We start from the raw sequence: 19,667 nt of genomic DNA, 5'->3' as shown, positions 1-19,667 counted from the left end.
GATGCGTGCCTCCGCCTTTTTCTCCCGACTGGCGCTGCTCTGTTGCGGAGCGCTGCTGTTGCTGCTGCCCGGCTGCATCGACCCGTACATGCCCGACGGGCTGAGCGGGCCGCCCAACTACCTAGTCGTGGATGGCTTTCTCAACAGCCAGGGCGTGACCAGCATCAAACTCTCGCGCACCTACGCCATCGACGCGCGCACGGCCCCACCCGTGGAAGCGCGTGCTTCCGTCGCCATTGAGCAGGAAGCCGGCCCGCGCATTCCGCTCCTAGAAGCGCCCGCCGGCACCTACAAGTCGCCGCCGCTTCAACTCAACAGTGCCTCCCGGTACCGGCTGCACATCCTGACGGCCGATGGCAAGGAGTACGCCTCTGACTACACGCCGGTTAAGAATACGCCGCCCATCGACAGCGTGACGTGGAAAACCAGCGCCGATGGCCTCAGGATTTACGTCAATAGTCACGACGATGCGAACAACACGCAGTACTACCGCTGGGATTATGACGAGACCTGGGAAATCGTGCCGGTTATCTTCCCTCAGTATGAGTACCACGTCGACGACATTCGACTTATTGCGGTGCCGTATCCTACGCTGTGCTGGGGCAGCACTTCGTCCTCGGCCATTCGGCTCACCAAAACAGTGGGTCTGAGCCAGGACCGGGTAGCCAACTTTCAGCTGCAGTCGTATCCGCCAACGTCTGAGCGGTTGCGCCACAAGTACAGCATTCTGGTAAAGCAATACGCCCAAACCAAGGAAGAATACCAGTACTGGGAGCTTCTGCGGAAGAATACCGAAAGCATCGGTGGCCTGTTCGACCCGCTGCCTTCGCAGCTCACCGGCAATATTCAGTGCCTGAATGACAGCCAGGAAAAAGCGTTGGGCTACATCGGAGCGTATTCGGTGCAGGAAAAACGGATTTTCATCAGCCGGATAGAATTGCCCAGGCAATGGCCCTACATCACCGGCTATGAGAATTGTCTTCCGCCCGACACGGTGGAGCTGAAGAATATACATGTTACGTTCAGGACCAAAACGACCGTGCCGATTGAACCGGTGTTTTCTGCAATGGGGCCGCTGCGTGGCTACTCTTCCACCAGCATCGAGTGTGCTGACTGCCGCAAGCGGGGCACTGCGGTTCGGCCCAGCTTTTGGCAATAACGAGTGCTTCCCAAACGCCCAAAGCACCACTCACTCAATTAATTCGCCTACTTACTTACCTGGTCTATATCTTCTCTTCTGTTCTTCACTTACGAATGATACGTTTCCTCTCTCTCCCGCTCCGGCTGGCCTTGCTCTGTTGCGGAGCGCTGCTGTTGCTGCTGCCCGGCTGCATCGACCCGTACATGCCCGACGGGCTGAGCGGGCCGCCCAACTACCTAGTCGTGGATGGCTTTCTCAACAGCCAGGGCGTGACCAGCATCAAACTCTCGCGCACCTACGCCATCGACGCGCGCACGGCCCCGCCCGTGGAAGGCCGCGCCACGGTGGCCATCGAGCAGGAGGCCGGGCCCCGCATTCCGCTCCAGGAAGCCCCCGCCGGCACGTATACGTCCACCAGCCTGGTGCTGAATCCGGCCCGCAAATACCGGCTGCATATCCTCACGCAGGATGGCAAGCAATACGCCTCTTCGTATGTGGCCGTCAAGAATACACCGCCCATCGACAGCGTGACGTGGAAAACCAGCGCCGATGGCCTAGACATTCAGGTGAACACCCACGACGAGACGAACAACACGCAGTATTACCGCTGGGACTATGACGAAACCTGGGAAATCATTCCGCTGCTTACCCCGCTGCTGGAATACGTCAATAACACGTTTCGGCCCATCACGACTCCTTACCCCCGCATCTGCTGGGGCAACCAGAACTCCACGGCCATCGACCTTGCCAAGACGACCAACCTCAGCCGGGATATAATATCGAAACACTCTCTGCGCTCCTACCCTGCCACTTCCGAGCGGTTGCGGCACACTTACAGCATTCTGGTGCGGCAATACGCCCAGACGCAGGATGAGTATCGGTACTGGGAAATGCTCAAGAAAAACACGGAGAATATCGGTACCCTGTTCGACCCACTGCCCAGCCAGATAACCGGTAATGTTCGGTGCCTGACCGATGAGTCGGAGCTGGCAATGGGCTACATCGGGGCTTACTCGGTGCAGCAGAAGCGTATTTTCATTCGCCGGGCCCAGCTGCCTAACGACTGGCGCGTGTCTACTGGCTACGACATCTGCATCCCTCCCGACACGGTGAAGTACGAAGACGTGCGTGGCACCTTCAACTACAAGCTCAATATTCCCCTCTACGAAATTCCGGGCAAGGGCTATCTGGCCACAGGACTTGACTGTGTGGACTGCCGCCTGCGCGGCACCTCAGTAAAGCCCAGCTTCTGGCCATAATCTCTATGTTTCTCGCGCGTATACCCTATCAGATGACTCGCTCTACTGCAGTATCTTTTTTCGTCCCTGGCCCCCGGCTGATCCTGCTGCTTGCGCTGTGGCTGCTGGCCACTGGTTCCGCCTTGGCCCAGCAGGACTCGTTGGGCGGCATTGCCAGCAAGCTGAGCCGCTACCAGCAGAAAGGTCCGTATGAAAAGCTGTTTCTGCACCTCGACCGGCCTCTGTACCTGAGTGGTGAAACCATGTGGTTTAAGGTGTATGCCGTAGATGGCACCTATTCCAAACCGCTTGCACTGAGCAGCGTGGCGTATGTAGAAGTGCTAGATGCCAAAAACCAGCCGGTGCTGCAGGGCAAAGTGTCCTTGAAAAACGCGCACGGGGCTGGTTCTTTCGCGCTGCCCGGCGCTCTTGCCTCCGGCAGCTATACGGTGCGCGCCTACACCAGCTGGATGAAGAATTTCAGCCCGGAAACCTACTTCAGCAGCGCTGTCACTATACTCAACACCTTCACTGTTTCGGGAGCTGCTCCCGCCAAGGATTCGGCGTCGGTTGATGCCCGGTTTTTCCCGGAAGGCGGCAATCTGGTTAAAGGCCTCAGCAGCAAAGTAGGCTTCAAGGTGACGGATAGAGCCGGCAAAGGCATTGCGGCGGAAGGCAGAGTGCTGAATGCGCAGGGCGCCGTAGTTGCCACATTTAAAACGCTCCGGTTTGGTATGGGCAGCTTCACGTTTACGCCCGCTGTAGCAGGCACCGGAGCGTACACGGCCGTACTTACCCTGAACAAAGCCCAGACAATCACCCGCAAGCTGCCACAGGTGTATGAGCAGGGCTACGTGATGCGCCTGCAGCCTTCCGGCCCCGACCAGCTGCTGCTAAGCGTAGATGCGACCAGCACGCAGCCGGAAACCGTGTACCTGCTGGCACACTCACGGCAGAAAACGGCCGTAGCCAGCCGGCTGCAGCTGCTGAACGGGCACGCAGCACTAGCCATCGACCGAAAGCAGCTGCTGGAAGGCATTTCGCACTTCACCCTGTTCACCGCCGACCAGAAACCGGTCTGCGAGCGGCTGTATTTCCAGCCGACTACCCGCCGCCTGACCATTGTGGCCCGCCCCGAAAAGATGCAGTACACGGTTCGGGATAAAGTGAGCCTGCAGCTGTCAACCACCGACCAGCAGACGCAGGCATTGAGCGCCAATCTATCCATGGCGGTCTACCGGCTGGACTCCCTCAATTCGGGCTCAGCCGCTTCTATCAGCCACTATCTGGGTTTGACGTCTGATCTGCGCGGAACAATTGAGAATCCGGAGTATTACCTTACGGCAACCGGACCGGAAGCAGCGGAAGCCTCCGACAATCTGATGCTGACCCAAGGCTGGAGCCGCTTCCGCTGGGAGCAGGTCTTGGCTCCTGCACCTTTTGCTTATCTGCCGGAGCCAGTAGGTCCGTTGGTACAGGCGCGGCTCACACATCCCGGCAGCGACCAGCCCCGCACGGGCGTTATTGCCTTTTTGTCGTCGCCGAGCCGCATTATTCGTCTGAGCAACTCACGCAGCGACGACAACGGCATCGTGCAGTTTGAGATGAACCACTTCTATGGCACCCAGGATTTGGTGCTGCAGACCGACCCGCAGCAGGACAGCACCTGCCGCATTACGCTCCTAAGCCCGTTTTCCACGCGCTTCGCCCCAGCGGCGGTTCCTGCTTTTGCCCTCAACACCAACTTCCAGCCCGACTACACGCGCCGGCACGTGCAGACGCAGGTGCAGAATGTATACTACAGCAAATACCGCAACCGGTATGTAGCTCCCCGCGCCGACAGCCTGGCTTTTTACGGCAAGCCCGATGAGTCGTACCTGCTGGACAAATACACCCGGTTTAAGGTGATGGAAGAAGTTCTACGCGAGTATGTGCCGGGCGTAGTCGTGCGCATTCGCAAAGACGGCTTCCACTTTCTGGTGGCCGACAAGCTGAACAAGACGATATTCTCGGACAACCCCATGGTGCTGCTGGATGGCGTCCCCGTGTTCAATATCAACAAGATAATGGCTATGAGTCCGCTCAAGATTCAGAAGCTGGAAGTCATTGACGCCCGCTATTTCCACGGCGCAGCTATGTACAAAGGGGTTGTAAGCTTCACTACCTACAAAGGCGACCTGGAAGGATTTCAGCTGGCGCCGCAGGTGCTGGTGCAGCAATACGAAGGCCTGCAACTGCAGCGCGAGTTTTATGCACCGCGCTACGAAACAGCCCAGGAAAAGCAAAGCCGGCTGCCCGATATGCGCAATCTGCTCTACTGGAACCCTGAAATCAACACCACGGCTGGTGCACCCAGCACGCTCGAGTTCTATACCGGCGACCAGGCAGGCCGCTACTTGGTAGTGGTGCAAGGCCTTTCGGATACAGGCTTGGCCGGTAGCACCAGCTTCACTTTTGAAGTAAAGCAGGCCCTGTAAAACTGACCGGTAAGCCGGACTTATAAGCAAAAGCCGCTACCCGAATCATATCAGGTAGCGGCTTTTGCGCTTATACTGCTTATCACAGGCGAAAGTTCTAATGGTCGCTCATCACGCCGGCAGCAATAGGTACGGGCAACCGATTTTCGGTTGGGGGCACCGGACAGGAATAGCGCGGGCTGTAAGCGCAATATGGGTTGTAAGTGCGGTTGAAATCCAGTATCAGTTGGCCGGCCACTATCTGCCCCCGGCGCAAATCAATGTAGCGGCCGCCGCCGTAGCTACCGTGGCCGTTGGTGCGGTCGGTGAAGGGCACAAACAGGTAGTCGCGGTACTTTGGGTCGCGCTGCAGGTCCATACTTTGGTACACCGTGAGCTGCTGTGGCTTGTTTTCGAGCATGAAATGCACAACGCCGTACTTGCGGTAGAGCGGGCGGCGGGCGGTGCTGGTCTGCATCGGAAACGGTGTCCCCAGTGAGTCGGCCTCAAACCGCGCCACCACGCAGACCGTGTAGTTAGTTGGGAAGAACGGCAGGCCGCTGAATGTGGCCCGCTCCTTCTCCGACAACGGTGACTCGGCCGGGTTGCGGTATTCCGCATTCAGCTCCTGCTGGAAAGCAGTGACGGACTGCGCCTGTTCGGCTTCGGTAGGGCGCGGCAGGGTGGGCTGGGCTAGCGCCGCTGGAGCAGCCAGCAGCAATAGACCGGCTAGTAGGCGTGAAAAGAGAACCATAAACGCAAAGAAACTACAAAGCAGGAGTGTCTGCAGCGTAGATTTTCGTTTCTGCATCAGCAGCCACCACGGATCTTCCGTAACACCTGCAATGGGCTGCTAGTTGTGCTGGTATGGCCCCGTTGCCTTCCGTACCTTCGCAGATATGACTCCCGACGCCTCCGCCGCCCAGCCCCACAAGCTTTTCCTGCTCGACGCTTTTGCCCTGATTTACCGTGCCCACTTTGCGTTCAGCAAGAACCCACGTGTGAACTCTAAAGGACTCAATACCGGAGCCATCTTGGGCTTCACCAACACGCTGGTAGAGGTGTTGCAGAAAGAAAAGCCCACGCACATTGGTGTAGCGTTTGATGCCGCTAAAAAGACGTTCCGCCACGAGCAGTACGCCGAATACAAAGCTCAACGCCAGGCTATGCCCGAGGATATCGGCTTGGCTATTCCCTACATCAAGCAGATAATTAAGGCCTTCCACATTCCTATTCTGATGGTGGAAGGGTACGAGGCCGACGACGTAATTGGCACGCTGGCCCGCCGCGCCGAGGCCCAGGGCTTTGGGGAGGTGTTCATGATGACGCCCGACAAAGACTACTGCCAGCTGGTCACGGACTGCATCAAAATATACCGGCCGGCCTTCATGGGCAACGCCGCCGAAATCCTGGACGTGGCGCACGTGCTGCAGCGCTTCGAGATTGAGCGGCCGGAGCAGGTGATTGACATTCTGGGCCTGCAAGGCGACGCCTCCGATAACATTCCGGGCATTCCGGGCATCGGCGAGAAAACGGCTAAAACGTTGATTCAGAAGTACGGCTCGGTGGAAAACCTGATTGCCAATGTGGACCAGCTCAAAGGCAAACAGCAGGAAAACGTGCGCAACTTCGCCGAGCAGGGCTTGATGAGTAAGGAGTTGGCCACCATCCACTTGGACGTGCCCATCGAGTTTGAGGCCGAAAAGCTGGTGCTGGACCAGCCCGATGCAGAGGCGTTGCGCCAGCTGTTCGATGAGCTGGAATTTCGGCAGCTGGCCGCCCGCGTGCTGGGCGGCGGCAGCCCGGCCGGTGTGAGTGCGGCGCCAGTTGGGCGTGGGGCCCGCCGCCCCAAAACGGCTGAAGGTCAGGGCAGTTTGTTTGGTTCATCGGCGGATGCGGCGGTAGCCATTGGTGCTGAAGAAGGAGAAACCGGCTCGTTTGGCGCGCCAGCCGGCCCGCGCCGCACGTTGGCCGACGTGCCGCACCAGTACCACCTCATCGACACGCCCGAGCTGCGCAAGTCGTTACTGGAGTTTCTGCTACAGCAAACCGAGGTCAGCTTCGACACGGAGACAACCGGCCTCGACACCATGACGGCGCGGCTGGTGGGCCTCTCCTTCTGCTGGCTGCCCGGCGAGGCGTATTATGTGCCCGTGCCGCACGACGATCATGCTGCCGCCCAAGTCCTGATTGACGAGTTCTGCCCGTTTTTTGAGGCCGCGCATATTTTCAAAATCGGCCAGAACATCAAGTACGACCTCACCATCCTCAAGCACTATAAGGTCACCATCAACGGGCCGTTGTTTGATACCATGCTAGCCCATTATCTGCTGGAGCCCGATATGCGCCACAACATGGACGTGCTAGCCGAAACCTACCTGCACTACACGCCCGTCAGCATCACCGAGCTCATCGGCCCGAAAGGCAAAAACCAGAAAACCATGGCCGACCTGCCCCCGGCCGAGGTGTCGGACTACGCCTGTGAGGACGCCGACGTGACGCTGCAGCTCAAGCATGTATTCGAGCCGCTGCTGAAGGAAGTGGGTTTGCTGGATTTGCTTAACGAGGTGGAAAACCCGCTGGTGCCGGTACTGGCCGACATCGAATACGAAGGCGTGAAAATCGACTCCGGGGCCATGGGTGAGTACTCGGCCGAGCTCCAGGGCTACATCGTCGACATCGAGAAGCAGATTTTCTCGGAAGCCGGCCAGGAGTTCAACATTGGCTCGCCGAAGCAGCTGGGCGAAGTGCTGTTCGATAAAATGGACATCGGCAAAGGCAAAATCAAGAAAACCAAGACCGGCCAGTACGCCACCGGCGAGGAAATCCTGAGCCAGCTGGCCGCCGACAACCCCATTGCCGCTCTCATTCTGGAGTACCGCCAACTCAGCAAGCTGCGCAGCACCTACGTGGAGGCCCTGCCCCAGCTAGTATGCGAGCTGGACGGCCGCGTGCACACCAGCTTCAACCAGGCCGTGACAGCCACTGGCCGCCTCAGCAGCACCAACCCCAACCTCCAGAACATTCCCATCCGCACCGAGAAGGGCCGGGAAATCCGCAAGGCCTTCGTGCCCCGCGACGCCGGCCACGTGCTGCTGGCGGCCGACTACTCGCAGGTGGAGCTGCGCATCATGGCCGATTTTTCGGGGGATAAGACCATGATTGAAGCCTTCCGCCAGGGCCTCGACATTCACACCAGTACGGCCAGCAAGGTGTTCAAAGTGCCGCTGAATGAGGTGGACGGCGAGATGCGCCGCAAGGCCAAAACCGTCAACTTCGGCATCATCTACGGCATCTCGGCCTTTGGGCTGGCCCAGCGCATCGGCATTTCGCGCAAGGAGGCCACCGACATCATCGACACCTATTTCGAGGAGTTTTCGTCGGTGAAGCAGTTCATGGACGAGAGCATCAACAAGGCCCGGGAGCTGGAGTATGCCACTACTCTACTGGGCCGCCGCCGCTACCTGCGCGACATCAACTCGCGCAACGCCACGCTGCGCGGCTACACCGAGCGCAACGCCATCAACGCCCCCATCCAGGGCACCGCGGCCGACATCATCAAGAAGGCCATGATCAACATCCACGAGTGGCTGCGCCAGGAAAAGCTCGGCACCAAGATGATTCTGCAGGTGCACGACGAACTGGTGTTCGACGCCGTGCAGGAGGAAGTGGCCTACATCACGCCCAAAATCAAGGAGCTGATGGCCACGGCCCTGCTGCTGCCCCACGGCGTGCCGCTGGAAGTGGAGGTCGGCACCGGCCAGAACTGGCTGCAGGCGCACTGAAGCGGCCTATATTATCATAAAAACGCCGCCTCTGTACTATTGCTGTACAGAGGCGGCGTTTTTATGTGCTTCGGAATTACGGCTTAATAAACCGGTAGGTATAGGCTACTACCGAATCCCCGGCCTGGATGTCGGTTGTTCTTAGCACCATGGTTTCGGAAGTAAGCTCCACGATATCCAAGGGGCCAGTAACTGATCCGGTATAAGGAAATTGAACGGTTCCCTGGTGGTCAATAGCTAGCTTGGTATCACTGTTCAAGAGTTGCCAGGTTCCCCACTCTGTCAGAGGAGGCTGGGAGGTGGGGCACAAGGTGCCGTTTTTATCCCACTGCAGCTTGTTGGTCGCCTCGAATCGGTACAGATCATCTGCTTCGCATGCCCGTCCGGTTATAAACTCAAATTGTATGGGGGTTCCGCCAGCCGCCGCGCGGGTGTGATATGTGTAGTTGGTCATCTGCCAGCCCCCCGTTGAAAGCCACGTTTCGCGTTGGCTAAGTACGGTTTCCTTTTCGGAGCAGGCACTCAGGCCCATTAGCAATGCGAGCCGAACGCTGATTTTATTGAGTAGCATATGATGGGAGAAATAGGTGAAAAATGACCTGTTTCCCCATGACTGAGAAGAGTAGCCAAGCGTTGCACCAAGCCGTACTAATTGCTTGGCGCAACCCGTCAATCTGTACTGGTCTATTGCAACAGCACAGCGTCGGGAGCGGGCGTGCTGTACCCACCTAGGGCATCTTCGCTTAATCCCACTCGAAATATGTTGGGATTACTGCGCGCTGAACGTGGTGCGGAAGGTGCTGACGGTTGACCCGTTTACAATTTGATGGCTCACTACGAGCTTGCTTGTAGAAAGCTCCTCAATGGCAAACGCCCAGTAGCCACTATACCCGGTCAGTTCCGACGCAATGAGAGTTTGGTCTTTCTGATCTATATACCATTTGCCGTTTTGCGGGGCCGGCTGATTGGGGCACACTATTGCTCCTTGGTTTTTTTCCAGCTTACTATCGGGCATAAAGACAACGTAATCGTCGCAGCTACAGTCTCCGGTAGTGCAGTTGACGGTACTGTTGGTCACTACCGGCGTGCCCCCGCTGCTAACATCAACCCGCTGGTCGGCGGTCCTTTTCCAGTGCGTAGCTTGCAGCAGCTCTTCCTTCGTACGTTCCTCCTTCTTGCAGGCGCTTAGCACGCTGAGTGCGGACAGCATAAGTATACCGTTGCGAATCATAAAATTCAAGTGATAAGGGTTCGGGAAGAATGACTTACAGCGCGCTTAGTGTGTATTCGTCCGTAATGGTCACCTTAACGTTTCCCTGGTAGTAGAACCGGCTTGTCTTCAGCTTCAGGGCAGTCTTACTCAGCTCCACTAGCTCAAACTCCTCCAGCCCGGTGCTTAAGAACCCTAGCCCCATCATTGGAAACAGGTTATCCGAAATCAGCTTGCTCTCGTCTTTTGTCAGATACCAGTGGCCACTGAAGGTGGCAGGCTCACCCGGTATGCAGTGCAGGCTGCCTGTATTGCACATGGCCTGGTTGTCATTCTGGAACGTCATGGTGTTGTCACGATAACACGCATCATATTGGGCGTAGCTGTTCTTCACCAACGGAACATCATCTTGTGTCACGGTATTTGTGTGGGCCGTAGTGCGCCAGCCATGTGCCACCAGCATCTGGGTTTTGTCTGGCTCAACCGTTTCTTTTTTACAGCTACTTGCCAAACAAGTTGTTAGCATAGAAAAAAGCACTATTGCTTTCATAGAGGGCATAAGAGTAACGCGTTTTGAAGGCTTAAAATAAGCTAATAAGTCCTATCTCACTTATCTACCTACTGTGTTTGCCACTTCCTGCTGCTTTCTCTGAGCCGCGTGTACTTTGGCCCCTGCTAGCCGTATAGCTAAGCTTTCGACCAATTTATCCGAAAGCTATGGCACCGAACACCCATACTACCACACTACAGAATGTAGCCCGAGGCGTACTGGCCACGTTTATGGTAGTAGCCGGCACCGGCCACCTCACCTTTGCCCGCCGAGAGTTTCAGGCGCAGGTCCCCAATTTTGTGCCTTTGGACAAAGACACCACCGTGCTGGCTTCTGGCGTGGTAGAAATCGGGCTGGGCTTAGCGTTGCTGGCCTTGAAAGGCAAAAACCGGGTACGGATGGGAGTCGGGCTGGCCGCTTTTTACGCGGCTGTTTTTCCTGGCAATGTTCACCAGTACACACATTATATTTCCGCTTTCGGCCTCGATACCGATGAAAAGCGGCTGGCCCGGCTGTTTTTCCAGCCGGTGCTGATGGGCTGGACCTTGTGGTCGACGGGCGCGCTTGACGCGCTACTGCGTAAGAAAAAAGACCACCGCCGTTCCTAAGCCGCGCCGGCTAGTTGCAAACTCTCGGCCCGCTGAGTTGGTAGTACATTATATGACGACGGATTCTTTTTTTGATGTAGTGGTAATTGGGGCCGGCCCCGTAGGACTGGCCTGCGGGCTGGAAGTGCAGCGGCGCGGCCTTTCGGTGTGCGTGGTGGATAAAGGCGCGCTGGTGAATTCCATCATTGGCTACCCTACCAACATGGAGTTTTTCTCCACGCCCGAGCTGCTGGAAATCGGGGGATACCCCATGACGACGCTGCACTACAAGCCCCTGCGCGAAGACGCCCTCGACTATTACCGCCGCGTGGCCCAGACTGAAAAACTCACGCTACGCCTCTACGAGCGGGTAACCGGTCTCGAAGGCGAGCAGGGCCGCTTTGCAGTCGTGACCGAAAAGGGCCGTATTGGAGCCCGCTTTGTCATCGTCGCCACCGGCTTCTACGACGTGCCCAACCTGCTGCGTGTGCCCGGCGAAGACCTACCCCACGTGACGCACTACTACAAGGAGCCCTATGCCCACGCCGACCAGGACGTGGTAATTATCGGGGCCAAAAACTCCTCGGCCAAAGCCGCCCTGCAGCTGCTGCGCGCCGGTGCCCGCCCCACGCTGGTGGTGCGAGGCTCCGAAATCAGCGAGTCGGTGAAGTACTGGATCCGGCCCGACCTGGTAAACCGCATCAAGGAAGGCCGCATTGGCTGCCTGTTCAACAGCACCGTGGCCCGTATCAGCGCTACTACCGTGGAGATGAACACGCCCGACGGCCCGCGCACGTTGCCGGCCCAGCACGTGTACGCCCTCACCGGCTACCACCCCGACTTTTCGTTTCTGGCCACCCTGGGCATCACCTGCGAAGCCGACGCCGCCCAGACGCCCACCCACAACGCCGACACGCTGGAAACCAACCGCCCCGGCCTCTACCTGGCTGGCACCGTGTGCGGCGGCCTCAACACCAGCCGCTGGTTCATCGAAAATGGCCGTTACCATGCCCAACTCATTGCCGCCCGCCTCGCCGGCGAAGCCGCGCCCGCCCTACCGGAAGTACTGCAGCCGGTGCAGCTGATGCCCAGCCAAAAATAGCCGACTACTCAACAGAAAAAGCCCGCTCCTGAACATCAGGAACGGGCTTTTTCTGTCATACAGACTACATAGAACTTACGGGAAACGCACGCCGCGGTAGTTGTTGGGATTGACCTGCGCCAGGCTGGAGCCATACTTGGCGTTGATAGCGCTGATCATTTCGTTGGCAATAACCGCGTAGCCGCGCGGCGTAGGGTGCACACCATCCAGCGAGAACAGGTTGCCGGAGATGAAAGCGGCCGTGTTGTTCACCGCATCCGATACGATACCAGTAGCGGCAATACGGGAGAAGAAAGCGTTGGCATCGAACACAGCCAGCCCTTTCTCAGTAGCCTTGGCCGTAAGGGCCGTGTTGTAGGCCGTGGTAGCATCGCGCACCAGCGTCTGCTCCGCAGCGTCCAGCACGAACTGGCTGGGCAGCGGATTAGCCGAAGTGGCCGAGAGACCTGCTCCTACGGGGAACGGGTTACCAGGAGTAGTAGTGCCTATTGCAGCCGAAGAAGTAAGTGTCAGCAGGTCGGCGTCGGTAGCTTCGCGCACACCGCTGCTGGTCTGGATGTAGAGGCTCAGCGCCGGGTTGCTGGCTTTGAATGTGGCTTTGATAGCCGCTACGCGCACCGTTGTGAAGAAAGGCACGTTGGTCACGTTCGGGATAGTAGCTACCACGCCTTTCGCGCCGTTTGCCGTCAGCACGTTGATGATGCGGTTGGCTTTCAGCTGGAACGTGTCGGTGCGGGTGATGGCGGCGGGTCCGAGGGCACCACCGGCGGTAGCGTAGCCCAGTACATCGTTGTTGCCGAGCCAGCAGGTGAAGAAGGTAGCCGTAGCCGCCTCCGCTTTCACGCGCTGAAAGTAGGTCTGCAGCGGGTTGGACGCCGGCGTAATCCGCTCGAAGTAAGGATTACCGGCCACACTGCCATAGCCCGCAGTATGGATATCAGAAAGCTTGATACCCGGTACGCCAAGGTTGTTTACGGGCGCATCGTAGCGGGTATACAGTGCCTGTGGCGTAGTGGCACGCACGGCCAGGTTGTTTGCCACAGCAGCCGTGATGGGGTTACCGGTTGCCGTGAAGCCTGTCAGACGCAGGTAGCCGGAGCCATTTTCCTGATTCGGCTGATTGAACAGCGGCTGGGCGAAGTCACCACCACCAACCGTTTTGAACTGCTCTGCCAGCAGGTTAGGATACGAAGCCAGCTGACCTTCGAGGTAGAGGCCATTGTCGCCGAAGCCGGCCGTGAGGGAGTTGCCGACGGCAATGTAGCGCGAGAAGTCAGCAGAGCCTTTGTCGGCGCCGGGAGCCTCCAGCTCCGGCTGGCAGCCAGCCAGTCCCAGACCGAGCAGCGCCAGAACCGGCGCAGTACGTTTCAACAGAGTATACATGGGAGTTGTCAGGAAGAGCTTAGAAAGTGTAGTTCAGGCCGATGCCCGGAATCAGAACGCGGGTTTTGTAGGTACCCGCAACCCGGTCGGCGGTGTTGTTGGCCACCAGGTCAGCTTCGGTCTGGGTGCGCTTCTTCAGATCAATGAACTGACCGGAGATGTCTACCCCGAAGCTGCCGAACTTGTAGGAAGCCCCCAGCGTCAGGCCGATACGGTCGGCATCGGGCGTTTCCGGTGTCACGAAGCCATCTTCTACCGGCGAGAAGTCGTAGGAACCACCGGCCCGCACGGTCAGGCCGCTCGTCAGCAGATACTGGCCACCGAGGCGCAGCGTCACGGCATCCTTATACTCGCGGCGCGAGGTGCTGATGTTGGAGCCGCCTACCTGGCCCGAAGGCGACACCAGTCCGCCCGCACCGTTGTTGCCGCGGAAGTCGAACTGCAGGATTTTGTATTTGCTCCACTCCACGTAATTCACATCGAAACCCAGCGTCAGGTTCTCATTCGGCATAAACCCGATACCCAGGCTGGTAGTAGCCGGCAGAGGCAGCGTGGCGTCGAACTCGGTGGCCGTGAAGCGGGAGCCCAGCGAAGCCGGCACGTTCGTGAATTTCACGTCGCCGCCTTCCACTTTGGCGTCAATCTTGGAGCGGTAGCTGGCCCCGATGCTGAGCTTCTCGGTAGGTTTGAAGTAGATACCGGCGTTGAAGCCGATTTTGGTGGTGGCTTTGCCGTCCAGCTCCACGTGGGCGGGCTGCGCGCCGGCAGCACCTTCCACCGGAATATCTTTCTGCAGGTTCACGGCCCCGTAGGCCAGAATTACCATGCCTGCACCCACGCTCAGCTTATCCGTAACGGCGTAGCTCACGGTGGGCTGCACGTAGATGGACTTCAGGTCGATTCCAGTCAGCGAATACCGGCCTTCCCAGCCATCGGCGTATTCTACCTTGTTGCCAAAGGGCGTGTAGATGGCAATGCCAGCAGCAAACTTGCGGTCCTCGGAGCCGAAACCTGCATACAGGTTGAAAGGCGTCACGATGTTGCTTTTCAGTTCGCGCTGAGGGCCGCCATACTGTGAGCGGAAAGCCTGGCGCGCCATGGTAGCATTCACGCCCACCTGCACACCACGGTCCTTCACCATAGCCAAAGCGCCCGGGTTGTAGAACATAGCGGCCTGATCCAGGGAAAGCCCTACACCTACGCCGCCCATGCCGTTGTTTTTCTGCCCGGCCAGTGTTACCTGGTAGCCGCCCGCCGAGGCGGCGGTACCCGTGAGGAGCACACCACTCACGAGGAGTAGAGATTTTAAAGTCATAAGAGAGTGAAAAGGGGGTGAGAATTCGGGTTGTTTGCGACTAAATGTATGGAAAAAACGCTTTATTAGTCGGCTTGCCGACTATTTTTCATGAGCTAAAATATCCTGCTTTTCGCGCAGAAAAAGGCCTTGCCATTCTGAAGGTGCAAATATGCTGAGTTATGCCTCACTTCCGGGCTTATTCAGTTGGCGCAACGCGGCGGTCTTGTAGCTGCAGGCGCTGGCCGGCCACCAGCAGATGCACCCGAAAATCCTGCCCGCTCACCGGCTCGCCGCGGCCCACCCGGCCCAGGTTGTTGCCCTGGAGCTGCTGCCCGTCCACTACCATCACTACTCCGTCGCCAAACACTTCGGCCTCGGTGCCGCCCCGGATAATGATGCCGGTTTCTTCGGCCAGGCCTATACCCAGGCACATGGGGTGAGCCAGCACGGCATGTGCCAGCCGGCCGAAACGCCCCCGCTCCACGAAGTGCTGGTCTATCAGGACCTGTGGCAGCAGGCCCAGGCCGGCGCTGGTTTTCATGCCGCCTTTGCGCAGGGCCCGCCAGCCGTGGCCTTCTATCACCATGTACTCGGGCAGCACGGCGGCCCCGGCGCTGGTGCCGGCTACTATAAAAGTGGCATCGTGCTGATACCGCTCCCGCAACACCTGCAGGAACTGGGAGCCGTGCAGAAAATCGGTGATGCGCTCCTGGTCGCCGCCGCTGAAAAACACCAGTCCGGCCCGGCTCAGCCGGCGCAGCGTATCGTGCGCGTCGGGGGAGTGCTGCTCGCTGATGCGCAGGTGCCGCACGCCCGAGCAGCCCAGCTCGCGCAACGCCCGCTCGTAGGCCCGCCCCGACCGAATATCGTCGCGGGAGGCCACCGTAATAACTTCAACGGCAGTATCCGATGACGGCAGCAAGTCGCAAAGGAGCGCCAGCATGGCATCGTCGTCGCCGCCACCGAGGGCAACGAGGGTTCCGAGCGGCAGGTCGGCAGGCGTCTGGTGAGGCATAGAAAGCGCGGAGGAACGGCCCAAATGTACGTGCAGCACTCAGAATTGATGCTGTCCTGCTTCGCAATAGCGCAACTCAAGCTACTACAGCCTATGTATTATGACCTCCCATACTGATCTACAGCGCCGGCCATCCGGGCAAATACCTGATGCCATGACTGGCCGTAGGGGAAGAAGTCTCGCCGGTTGCCACTCTCCCACTGCTGCTGCATTTCGGGCGTATCAATCTTATAGTCAGGGCGGAGGCGGCAGGTGATGTCGCGCAGGTCGTGGTGCAGGTCGGCGAGGCTGGGGCGGCCCCAGTACCAGTAGCCGTTGTAGATTTTGTAGATTTTCAGGCCCGGCTCCAGCACGAAGGTGTGCGGAATCATGGGGTTGTTGTGCGGGTCGGTATATTCCTGAATATCGAGGCGGTGCTGCACAATGCGCTTTTCATCGTGCAGGAAGGTCCAGTGCGCGCCCACGCCCAGGCGCAGGTCGTTGGAGAGAATCAGCGAATCGGTGGTGATGGTAACAAGTTGCGCGAAGCCAACCTGCACCTGCGGGTAGAAGCGGGCCAGCTCCAGGAGCTGCTGCCGGTCTTTGGGGCAGTACACGCCGCGGTTCATGGTCACAATCATCGGGTCGGAGCCCTGCAGCAGCGAAAGGCGGCGCATGACACCGGTGTGGTCCGGCAGTTCAAAGTCGGGCAGCGTGGTGCCAGGCATTACGTCAGGAGCCATAGGGTCGGTGCTGAATTGCAGAAGGAGCAATATACTTAATTTTAAGCGCAATAAGACAATTATTAAAAAGAATAGTACAATAAATATAGCTTGAAAACCTCCCTTCTTCAGCTAAGCCGGCTACACGGCGCAGACTGAACTATAGCCCGGCATCAAAACGTATGTCCAGAACCGTATAGCTGGTGACCAGCTTTCGGATAGCCGGCTTTTTTCGGTGCCGGGCAACAGTCGGCGCTACTAAAAGCGGCAGATTACGGCTACTTTTGCGCGCCGTTCGTGCCACCAACCCCACCTGCCTAGCGAGACACTGCCCTTCTACGTTTACATGAATCAGCACCCGACCACCGAACATATTACGTCCCTGATTCAGGAGGGCGAGTTTTTCAAGCTCAAGGAAGTTCTCAAGCACTACGAGCCCGCCGAGGTGGTAGAGCTCATTGAGGACGAGGAAGAGCGTGAGCAGCTCATTATTTTCCGGCTCCTGCCCCTACAGCTTGCCACGCAGGTATTCGAGTACCTTGACCTGGACGTGCAGAAGCACTTTCTGGCCAACCTCTCTCAGGAGAAAATATCGGATATTCTGAATGAGATGTCGCCGGATGACCGGACGGCGCTGCTGGAATTTCTGCCCGACGACTTTGTAAAGGAGCTGATCCAGACGCTGTCAGAGTCGGAGCGTAAGATAACACTGGAGCTGCTGGGATATCCTGAGTACTCGGTAGGGCGCCTGATGACCCCCGATTACATTGCCATCCGGGAGCACTGGACCGTGCAGCAGGTACTGGAATATATCCGGCGCCATGGGGGGCAATCGGAGACGCTGAGCGTGCTCTACGTGACAGACCAGCGCGGCGTGCTGATTGATGATATCCGCATCCGGGAGTTTCTGCTCTCGCCGCCCGACCGGCCCGTGAGCGAGCTGATGGACCGGCGCTACGTGAAGCTCAACGCCATGCAGGACCAGGAGGCGGCCATTGATGTGTTTCGCAAAAACGACCGGGTGGCGCTGCCCGTGGTGAACGACGACGGCGTGCTGTTCGGTATCGTAACGATTGACGATATCCTGAGCATTCGGGAAGAAGAAGACACGGAGGATATTCAGAAGCTCGGCGGTTCAGAAGCCCTCGACGAGCCGTACCTGGATACGTCTATCTGGGAAATGGTCAAGAAGCGGGCCGGTTGGCTCGTGATTCTGCTGCTGGGCGAGATGCTGACCACTTCGGCCATGCACCATTTTGAGGACGACTTGCAGAAAGCGGCTGTGCTCGGGCTATTCATTCCGCTGATTATTTCGGCGGGCGGCAATGCTGGCTCCCAGGCTACTTCGCTTATCATCCGGGCCATGAGCCTGGGCGAATTTGCGTTGGGCGACTGGTGGCAGGTGATGCGCCGGGAAATCATTTCGGGCCTGGCATTGGGCGGCATTCTGGGCGTGGTCGGCGCTCTGCGTATTGTGCTGTGGGCCCAGGTAATTGACCCCGGCTATTTTGGGCCGTATTGGCAGCTGATTGCCGTGACGGTCGGTTTCTCGCTGCTGGGCATTGTGCTGTGGGGTGCTTTGGCCGGAGCCATGCTGCCGATGCTGCTCAAGCGCCTGGGCCTCGACCCGGCTACGGCTTCGGCGCCGTTTGTAGCTACTCTTGTGGACGTAACGGGCCTGATTATCTATTTCTCTGTGGCCACGCTGGTGCTCCGCGGCACGCTGCTGTAGCTAGGCAAAGCGGCACCCATCGAATTTTCGCGTTACAGGATAGTGGCTGGCTTGAACCGGCCCCGTACTGCGCTGCCCATGACCGAGCAACTTCTCACCCGCCAGGAATCCGCCTTTACCTGGCTGGACATCACCAGCCCCACCGTAGCCGAACTACAGGCCGTAGCCGCGCAGTACGACCTGCCCGACTCGCTGGTGCGCGACTGTCTGGAGCCTACGCACCTGCCTAAGTTCGAAGCCACCCACGGCCTGAGCTTCGTGATTCTGCGGGTGTTCAATCCGCCCAAAACTAACGAGGCCGATACCATTCAGGAGCTGAGCACCAAGATTGCCGTGTTCTACGCCGCCGACTACCTGATTACGGTACACCGGCTGCCACACCCGGTGCTCAATGACCTGAAACGAGTGGCCCGCGCCCCCGGCCAGGAGTGCAACAGCCCCGCCGAAATAGCCTTCCATCTGGTGCGCTACGCCCTCAGCAGCTACATGCAGCCCGCCCTCACGCTCACGCGGGAGCTGGACGATTATGAAGCCGAAATCTTTCTGAAGCAGGAAGTGCCCAACGCTTTGCAGGGCCTGTACTTTCTCAAGCGCAAAGCTTCGGCCGCCAAGCAGCTGCTGCTACTTACACGCGACATCCTGACAATGCTGCGCCGGCAGCTGGCCACTGCCACCACCGACGACACGCTGCTACAGGACACCCAGGACTTGCAGGTGAAGGTGGAAACCATGTACCAGCAGCTCGACGGCGGCGCTACCAACCTCATGAACCTGTACCTCTCACTGTCGTCGCAGCGCACCAACGAGGCCATGCGCGTACTGACGGTGTTTTCGGCGTTTTTCCTGCCCCTCACCTTCATTGCCGGCATCTACGGCATGAATTTCAACTACATGCCCGAGCTGACCTGGAAGTTGGGCTACCCGGTTTCTATCCTGTCGATGGTGCTTATTTCGGTGGGGATTTACGTGTGGTTCAAGCGCAAGGGCTGGATCTGAGGTGCTGCGCGTTTCCGGTTGTTATTCCTGCCCTTGCTGCGCATACCAACGCCGCAAGCCGATGTAACCGGGCGCTATGGCAACCAGCATTGGAACCAGCCAGACAATAAGGTAGGGCAGCAGGTTTTCCGGGTCGCTGAAATAGCGAAATCCTTTAATAAGCACCAGCAAGCCTGCTACCACCGGCATCAGACAGTAGGTGCCAGCCAGCCACCAGTTCAAGCCGGTGAGCAACGGCCCGGGTGGCAAGTCCGAGAGTCGGATGAGTTGCTGATACACCCAATATGGCAGCATCCCCCACACCGTGATTACCACTAGCGCCACTGCTGCGCCTAGCATAAACGTCAGCAGCGGCGACGAGAGTATGAAGGCACCTAAGTACCCCGAGACAAGTAGAAGCCACAGAAATAAGATAGCTACTACGGTGACTACATTTTTCATGGCCTGAATATAAGCGCGGAACGCAGGCTGAAA

At 58.2% G+C, this 19,667-nt stretch carries 17 protein-coding genes; 8 read left to right on the top strand and 9 right to left on the bottom strand.

Annotation, left to right across the window (positions count from 1 at the left end):
- Nucleotide 1: 1 nt before the first annotated feature.
- The 3 genes from IC231_RS01735 (at nucleotide 2) to IC231_RS01725 (ending at nucleotide 4,856) form a co-directional block, all read left to right on the top strand.
- On the top strand, nucleotides 2-1,159 hold the full coding sequence (locus IC231_RS01735) for a DUF4249 domain-containing protein (RefSeq protein WP_190782899.1): 1,158 nt from the start codon (nucleotides 2-4) through the stop codon (nucleotides 1,157-1,159).
- 95 nt (nucleotides 1,160-1,254) lie between these two features.
- Complete coding sequence (locus IC231_RS01730; RefSeq protein WP_190782898.1) at nucleotides 1,255-2,400, top strand: DUF4249 domain-containing protein; 1,146 nt, start codon at nucleotides 1,255-1,257, stop codon at nucleotides 2,398-2,400.
- Between the two features lie 32 nt (nucleotides 2,401-2,432).
- Nucleotides 2,433-4,856, top strand: a complete 2,424-nt coding sequence (locus IC231_RS01725; protein ID WP_190782897.1) for an MG2 domain-containing protein — start codon at nucleotides 2,433-2,435, stop codon at nucleotides 4,854-4,856.
- A 97-nt stretch (nucleotides 4,857-4,953) separates the two neighbouring features.
- Here the strand turns inward: IC231_RS01725 and IC231_RS01720 are convergent, their stop codons facing one another.
- Complete coding sequence (locus IC231_RS01720; RefSeq protein WP_190782896.1) at nucleotides 4,954-5,589, bottom strand: DUF1684 domain-containing protein; 636 nt, start codon at nucleotides 5,587-5,589, stop codon at nucleotides 4,954-4,956.
- Between the two features lie 145 nt (nucleotides 5,590-5,734).
- Here IC231_RS01720 and polA point away from each other — a divergent pair, with 145 nt between their 5' ends.
- Complete coding sequence (gene polA, locus IC231_RS01715; RefSeq protein WP_190782895.1) at nucleotides 5,735-8,620, top strand: DNA polymerase I; 2,886 nt, start codon at nucleotides 5,735-5,737, stop codon at nucleotides 8,618-8,620.
- A 76-nt stretch (nucleotides 8,621-8,696) separates the two neighbouring features.
- Here polA and IC231_RS01710 read toward each other — a convergent pair whose 3' ends face one another.
- From IC231_RS01710 to IC231_RS01700, 3 genes are all read right to left on the bottom strand, one after another.
- On the bottom strand, nucleotides 8,697-9,191 hold the full coding sequence (locus tag IC231_RS01710) for a lipocalin family protein (protein ID WP_190782894.1): 495 nt from the start codon (nucleotides 9,189-9,191) through the stop codon (nucleotides 8,697-8,699).
- Nucleotides 9,192-9,389: 198 nt separating this feature from the next.
- On the bottom strand, nucleotides 9,390-9,830 hold the full coding sequence (locus IC231_RS01705) for a hypothetical protein (RefSeq protein ID WP_190782893.1): 441 nt from the start codon (nucleotides 9,828-9,830) through the stop codon (nucleotides 9,390-9,392).
- A 55-nt stretch (nucleotides 9,831-9,885) separates the two neighbouring features.
- Entirely contained in the window at nucleotides 9,886-10,380 is a 495-nt protein-coding gene (locus IC231_RS01700; RefSeq protein ID WP_190782892.1) for a hypothetical protein, read from the bottom strand.
- A gap of 167 nt (nucleotides 10,381-10,547) precedes the next feature.
- Between IC231_RS01700 and IC231_RS01695 the strand changes: the two genes are divergently transcribed.
- Together IC231_RS01695 and IC231_RS01690 are read left to right on the top strand one after the other, a co-directional pair.
- Nucleotides 10,548-10,988: a DoxX family protein gene (locus tag IC231_RS01695; RefSeq protein WP_190782891.1), complete on the top strand. Its 441-nt coding sequence runs from the start codon at nucleotides 10,548-10,550 to the stop codon at nucleotides 10,986-10,988.
- A 52-nt stretch (nucleotides 10,989-11,040) separates the two neighbouring features.
- The gene (locus IC231_RS01690; RefSeq protein WP_190782890.1) at nucleotides 11,041-12,069 is read left to right on the top strand and encodes a YpdA family putative bacillithiol disulfide reductase; all 1,029 of its coding nucleotides are present in this window, start codon (nucleotides 11,041-11,043) and stop codon (nucleotides 12,067-12,069) included.
- Nucleotides 12,070-12,144: 75 nt separating this feature from the next.
- Here IC231_RS01690 and IC231_RS01685 read toward each other — a convergent pair whose 3' ends face one another.
- The 4 genes from IC231_RS01685 to IC231_RS01670 all read right to left on the bottom strand — a co-directional run bounded on the left by IC231_RS01685 (nucleotide 12,145) and on the right by IC231_RS01670 (nucleotide 16,486).
- Nucleotides 12,145-13,452 (bottom strand): SGNH/GDSL hydrolase family protein, encoded by a 1,308-nt coding sequence (locus IC231_RS01685; RefSeq protein ID WP_190782889.1) that lies wholly within the window; start codon nucleotides 13,450-13,452, stop codon nucleotides 12,145-12,147.
- Nucleotides 13,453-13,471: 19 nt separating this feature from the next.
- Complete coding sequence (locus tag IC231_RS01680; RefSeq protein WP_190782888.1) at nucleotides 13,472-14,767, bottom strand: OmpP1/FadL family transporter; 1,296 nt, start codon at nucleotides 14,765-14,767, stop codon at nucleotides 13,472-13,474.
- A 178-nt stretch (nucleotides 14,768-14,945) separates the two neighbouring features.
- Complete coding sequence (locus tag IC231_RS01675; protein WP_190782887.1) at nucleotides 14,946-15,764, bottom strand: cyanophycinase; 819 nt, start codon at nucleotides 15,762-15,764, stop codon at nucleotides 14,946-14,948.
- Nucleotides 15,765-15,862: 98 nt separating this feature from the next.
- On the bottom strand, nucleotides 15,863-16,486 hold the full coding sequence (locus tag IC231_RS01670; RefSeq protein WP_190782886.1) for a redoxin domain-containing protein: 624 nt from the start codon (nucleotides 16,484-16,486) through the stop codon (nucleotides 15,863-15,865).
- A 325-nt stretch (nucleotides 16,487-16,811) separates the two neighbouring features.
- On the opposite strand from IC231_RS01670, the gene mgtE reads away from it, so the two are divergent.
- Complete coding sequence (mgtE, locus tag IC231_RS01665) at nucleotides 16,812-18,197, top strand: magnesium transporter (RefSeq protein ID WP_190782885.1); 1,386 nt, start codon at nucleotides 16,812-16,814, stop codon at nucleotides 18,195-18,197.
- Nucleotides 18,198-18,275: 78 nt separating this feature from the next.
- Nucleotides 18,276-19,193 (top strand): magnesium transporter CorA family protein, encoded by a 918-nt coding sequence (locus tag IC231_RS01660; protein WP_190782884.1) that lies wholly within the window; start codon nucleotides 18,276-18,278, stop codon nucleotides 19,191-19,193.
- Between the two features lie 21 nt (nucleotides 19,194-19,214).
- On the opposite strand, the gene IC231_RS01655 is transcribed toward IC231_RS01660, so the two are convergent.
- A complete protein-coding gene (locus IC231_RS01655; protein ID WP_190782883.1) occupies nucleotides 19,215-19,634 on the bottom strand; it encodes a hypothetical protein in 420 nt (139 codons plus the stop codon).
- Nucleotides 19,635-19,667 lie beyond the last annotated feature (33 nt).

The sequence above is a fragment of the Hymenobacter duratus genome, from assembly GCF_014698995.1.
In the GTDB taxonomy this organism is placed as follows: Bacteria; Bacteroidota; Bacteroidia; order Cytophagales; family Hymenobacteraceae; genus Hymenobacter; species Hymenobacter duratus.
Note: the sequence above shows the minus strand (reverse complement) of the source record. Positions and strands in the feature narration are given on the sequence as shown.

What these genes read in the sequence shown, in the direction of transcription:
- IC231_RS01735 (WP_190782899.1), top strand. Translation starts at nt 2, where the DNA reads ATGCGTGCCTCCGCCTTTTTCTCCCGACTGGCGCTGCTCTGTTGCGGA.
- mgtE (WP_190782885.1), top strand. Translation starts at nt 16,812, where the DNA reads ATGAATCAGCACCCGACCACCGAACATATTACGTCCCTGATTCAGGAG.
- IC231_RS01700 (WP_190782892.1), bottom strand. Translation starts at nt 10,380, where the DNA reads ATGAAAGCAATAGTGCTTTTTTCTATGCTAACAACTTGTTTGGCAAGT.
- IC231_RS01705 (WP_190782893.1), bottom strand. Translation starts at nt 9,830, where the DNA reads ATGCTGTCCGCACTCAGCGTGCTAAGCGCCTGCAAGAAGGAGGAACGT.
- IC231_RS01725 (WP_190782897.1), top strand. Translation starts at nt 2,433, where the DNA reads ATGACTCGCTCTACTGCAGTATCTTTTTTCGTCCCTGGCCCCCGGCTG.
- IC231_RS01690 (WP_190782890.1), top strand. Translation starts at nt 11,041, where the DNA reads ATGACGACGGATTCTTTTTTTGATGTAGTGGTAATTGGGGCCGGCCCC.
- IC231_RS01675 (WP_190782887.1), bottom strand. Translation starts at nt 15,764, where the DNA reads ATGCCTCACCAGACGCCTGCCGACCTGCCGCTCGGAACCCTCGTTGCC.
- IC231_RS01655 (WP_190782883.1), bottom strand. Translation starts at nt 19,634, where the DNA reads ATGAAAAATGTAGTCACCGTAGTAGCTATCTTATTTCTGTGGCTTCTA.
- IC231_RS01670 (WP_190782886.1), bottom strand. Translation starts at nt 16,486, where the DNA reads ATGGCTCCTGACGTAATGCCTGGCACCACGCTGCCCGACTTTGAACTG.
- IC231_RS01680 (WP_190782888.1), bottom strand. Translation starts at nt 14,767, where the DNA reads ATGACTTTAAAATCTCTACTCCTCGTGAGTGGTGTGCTCCTCACGGGT.
- IC231_RS01720 (WP_190782896.1), bottom strand. Translation starts at nt 5,589, where the DNA reads ATGGTTCTCTTTTCACGCCTACTAGCCGGTCTATTGCTGCTGGCTGCT.
- IC231_RS01730 (WP_190782898.1), top strand. Translation starts at nt 1,255, where the DNA reads ATGATACGTTTCCTCTCTCTCCCGCTCCGGCTGGCCTTGCTCTGTTGC.
- IC231_RS01695 (WP_190782891.1), top strand. Translation starts at nt 10,548, where the DNA reads ATGGCACCGAACACCCATACTACCACACTACAGAATGTAGCCCGAGGC.
- polA (WP_190782895.1), top strand. Translation starts at nt 5,735, where the DNA reads ATGACTCCCGACGCCTCCGCCGCCCAGCCCCACAAGCTTTTCCTGCTC.
- IC231_RS01685 (WP_190782889.1), bottom strand. Translation starts at nt 13,452, where the DNA reads ATGTATACTCTGTTGAAACGTACTGCGCCGGTTCTGGCGCTGCTCGGT.
- IC231_RS01710 (WP_190782894.1), bottom strand. Translation starts at nt 9,191, where the DNA reads ATGCTACTCAATAAAATCAGCGTTCGGCTCGCATTGCTAATGGGCCTG.
- IC231_RS01660 (WP_190782884.1), top strand. Translation starts at nt 18,276, where the DNA reads ATGACCGAGCAACTTCTCACCCGCCAGGAATCCGCCTTTACCTGGCTG.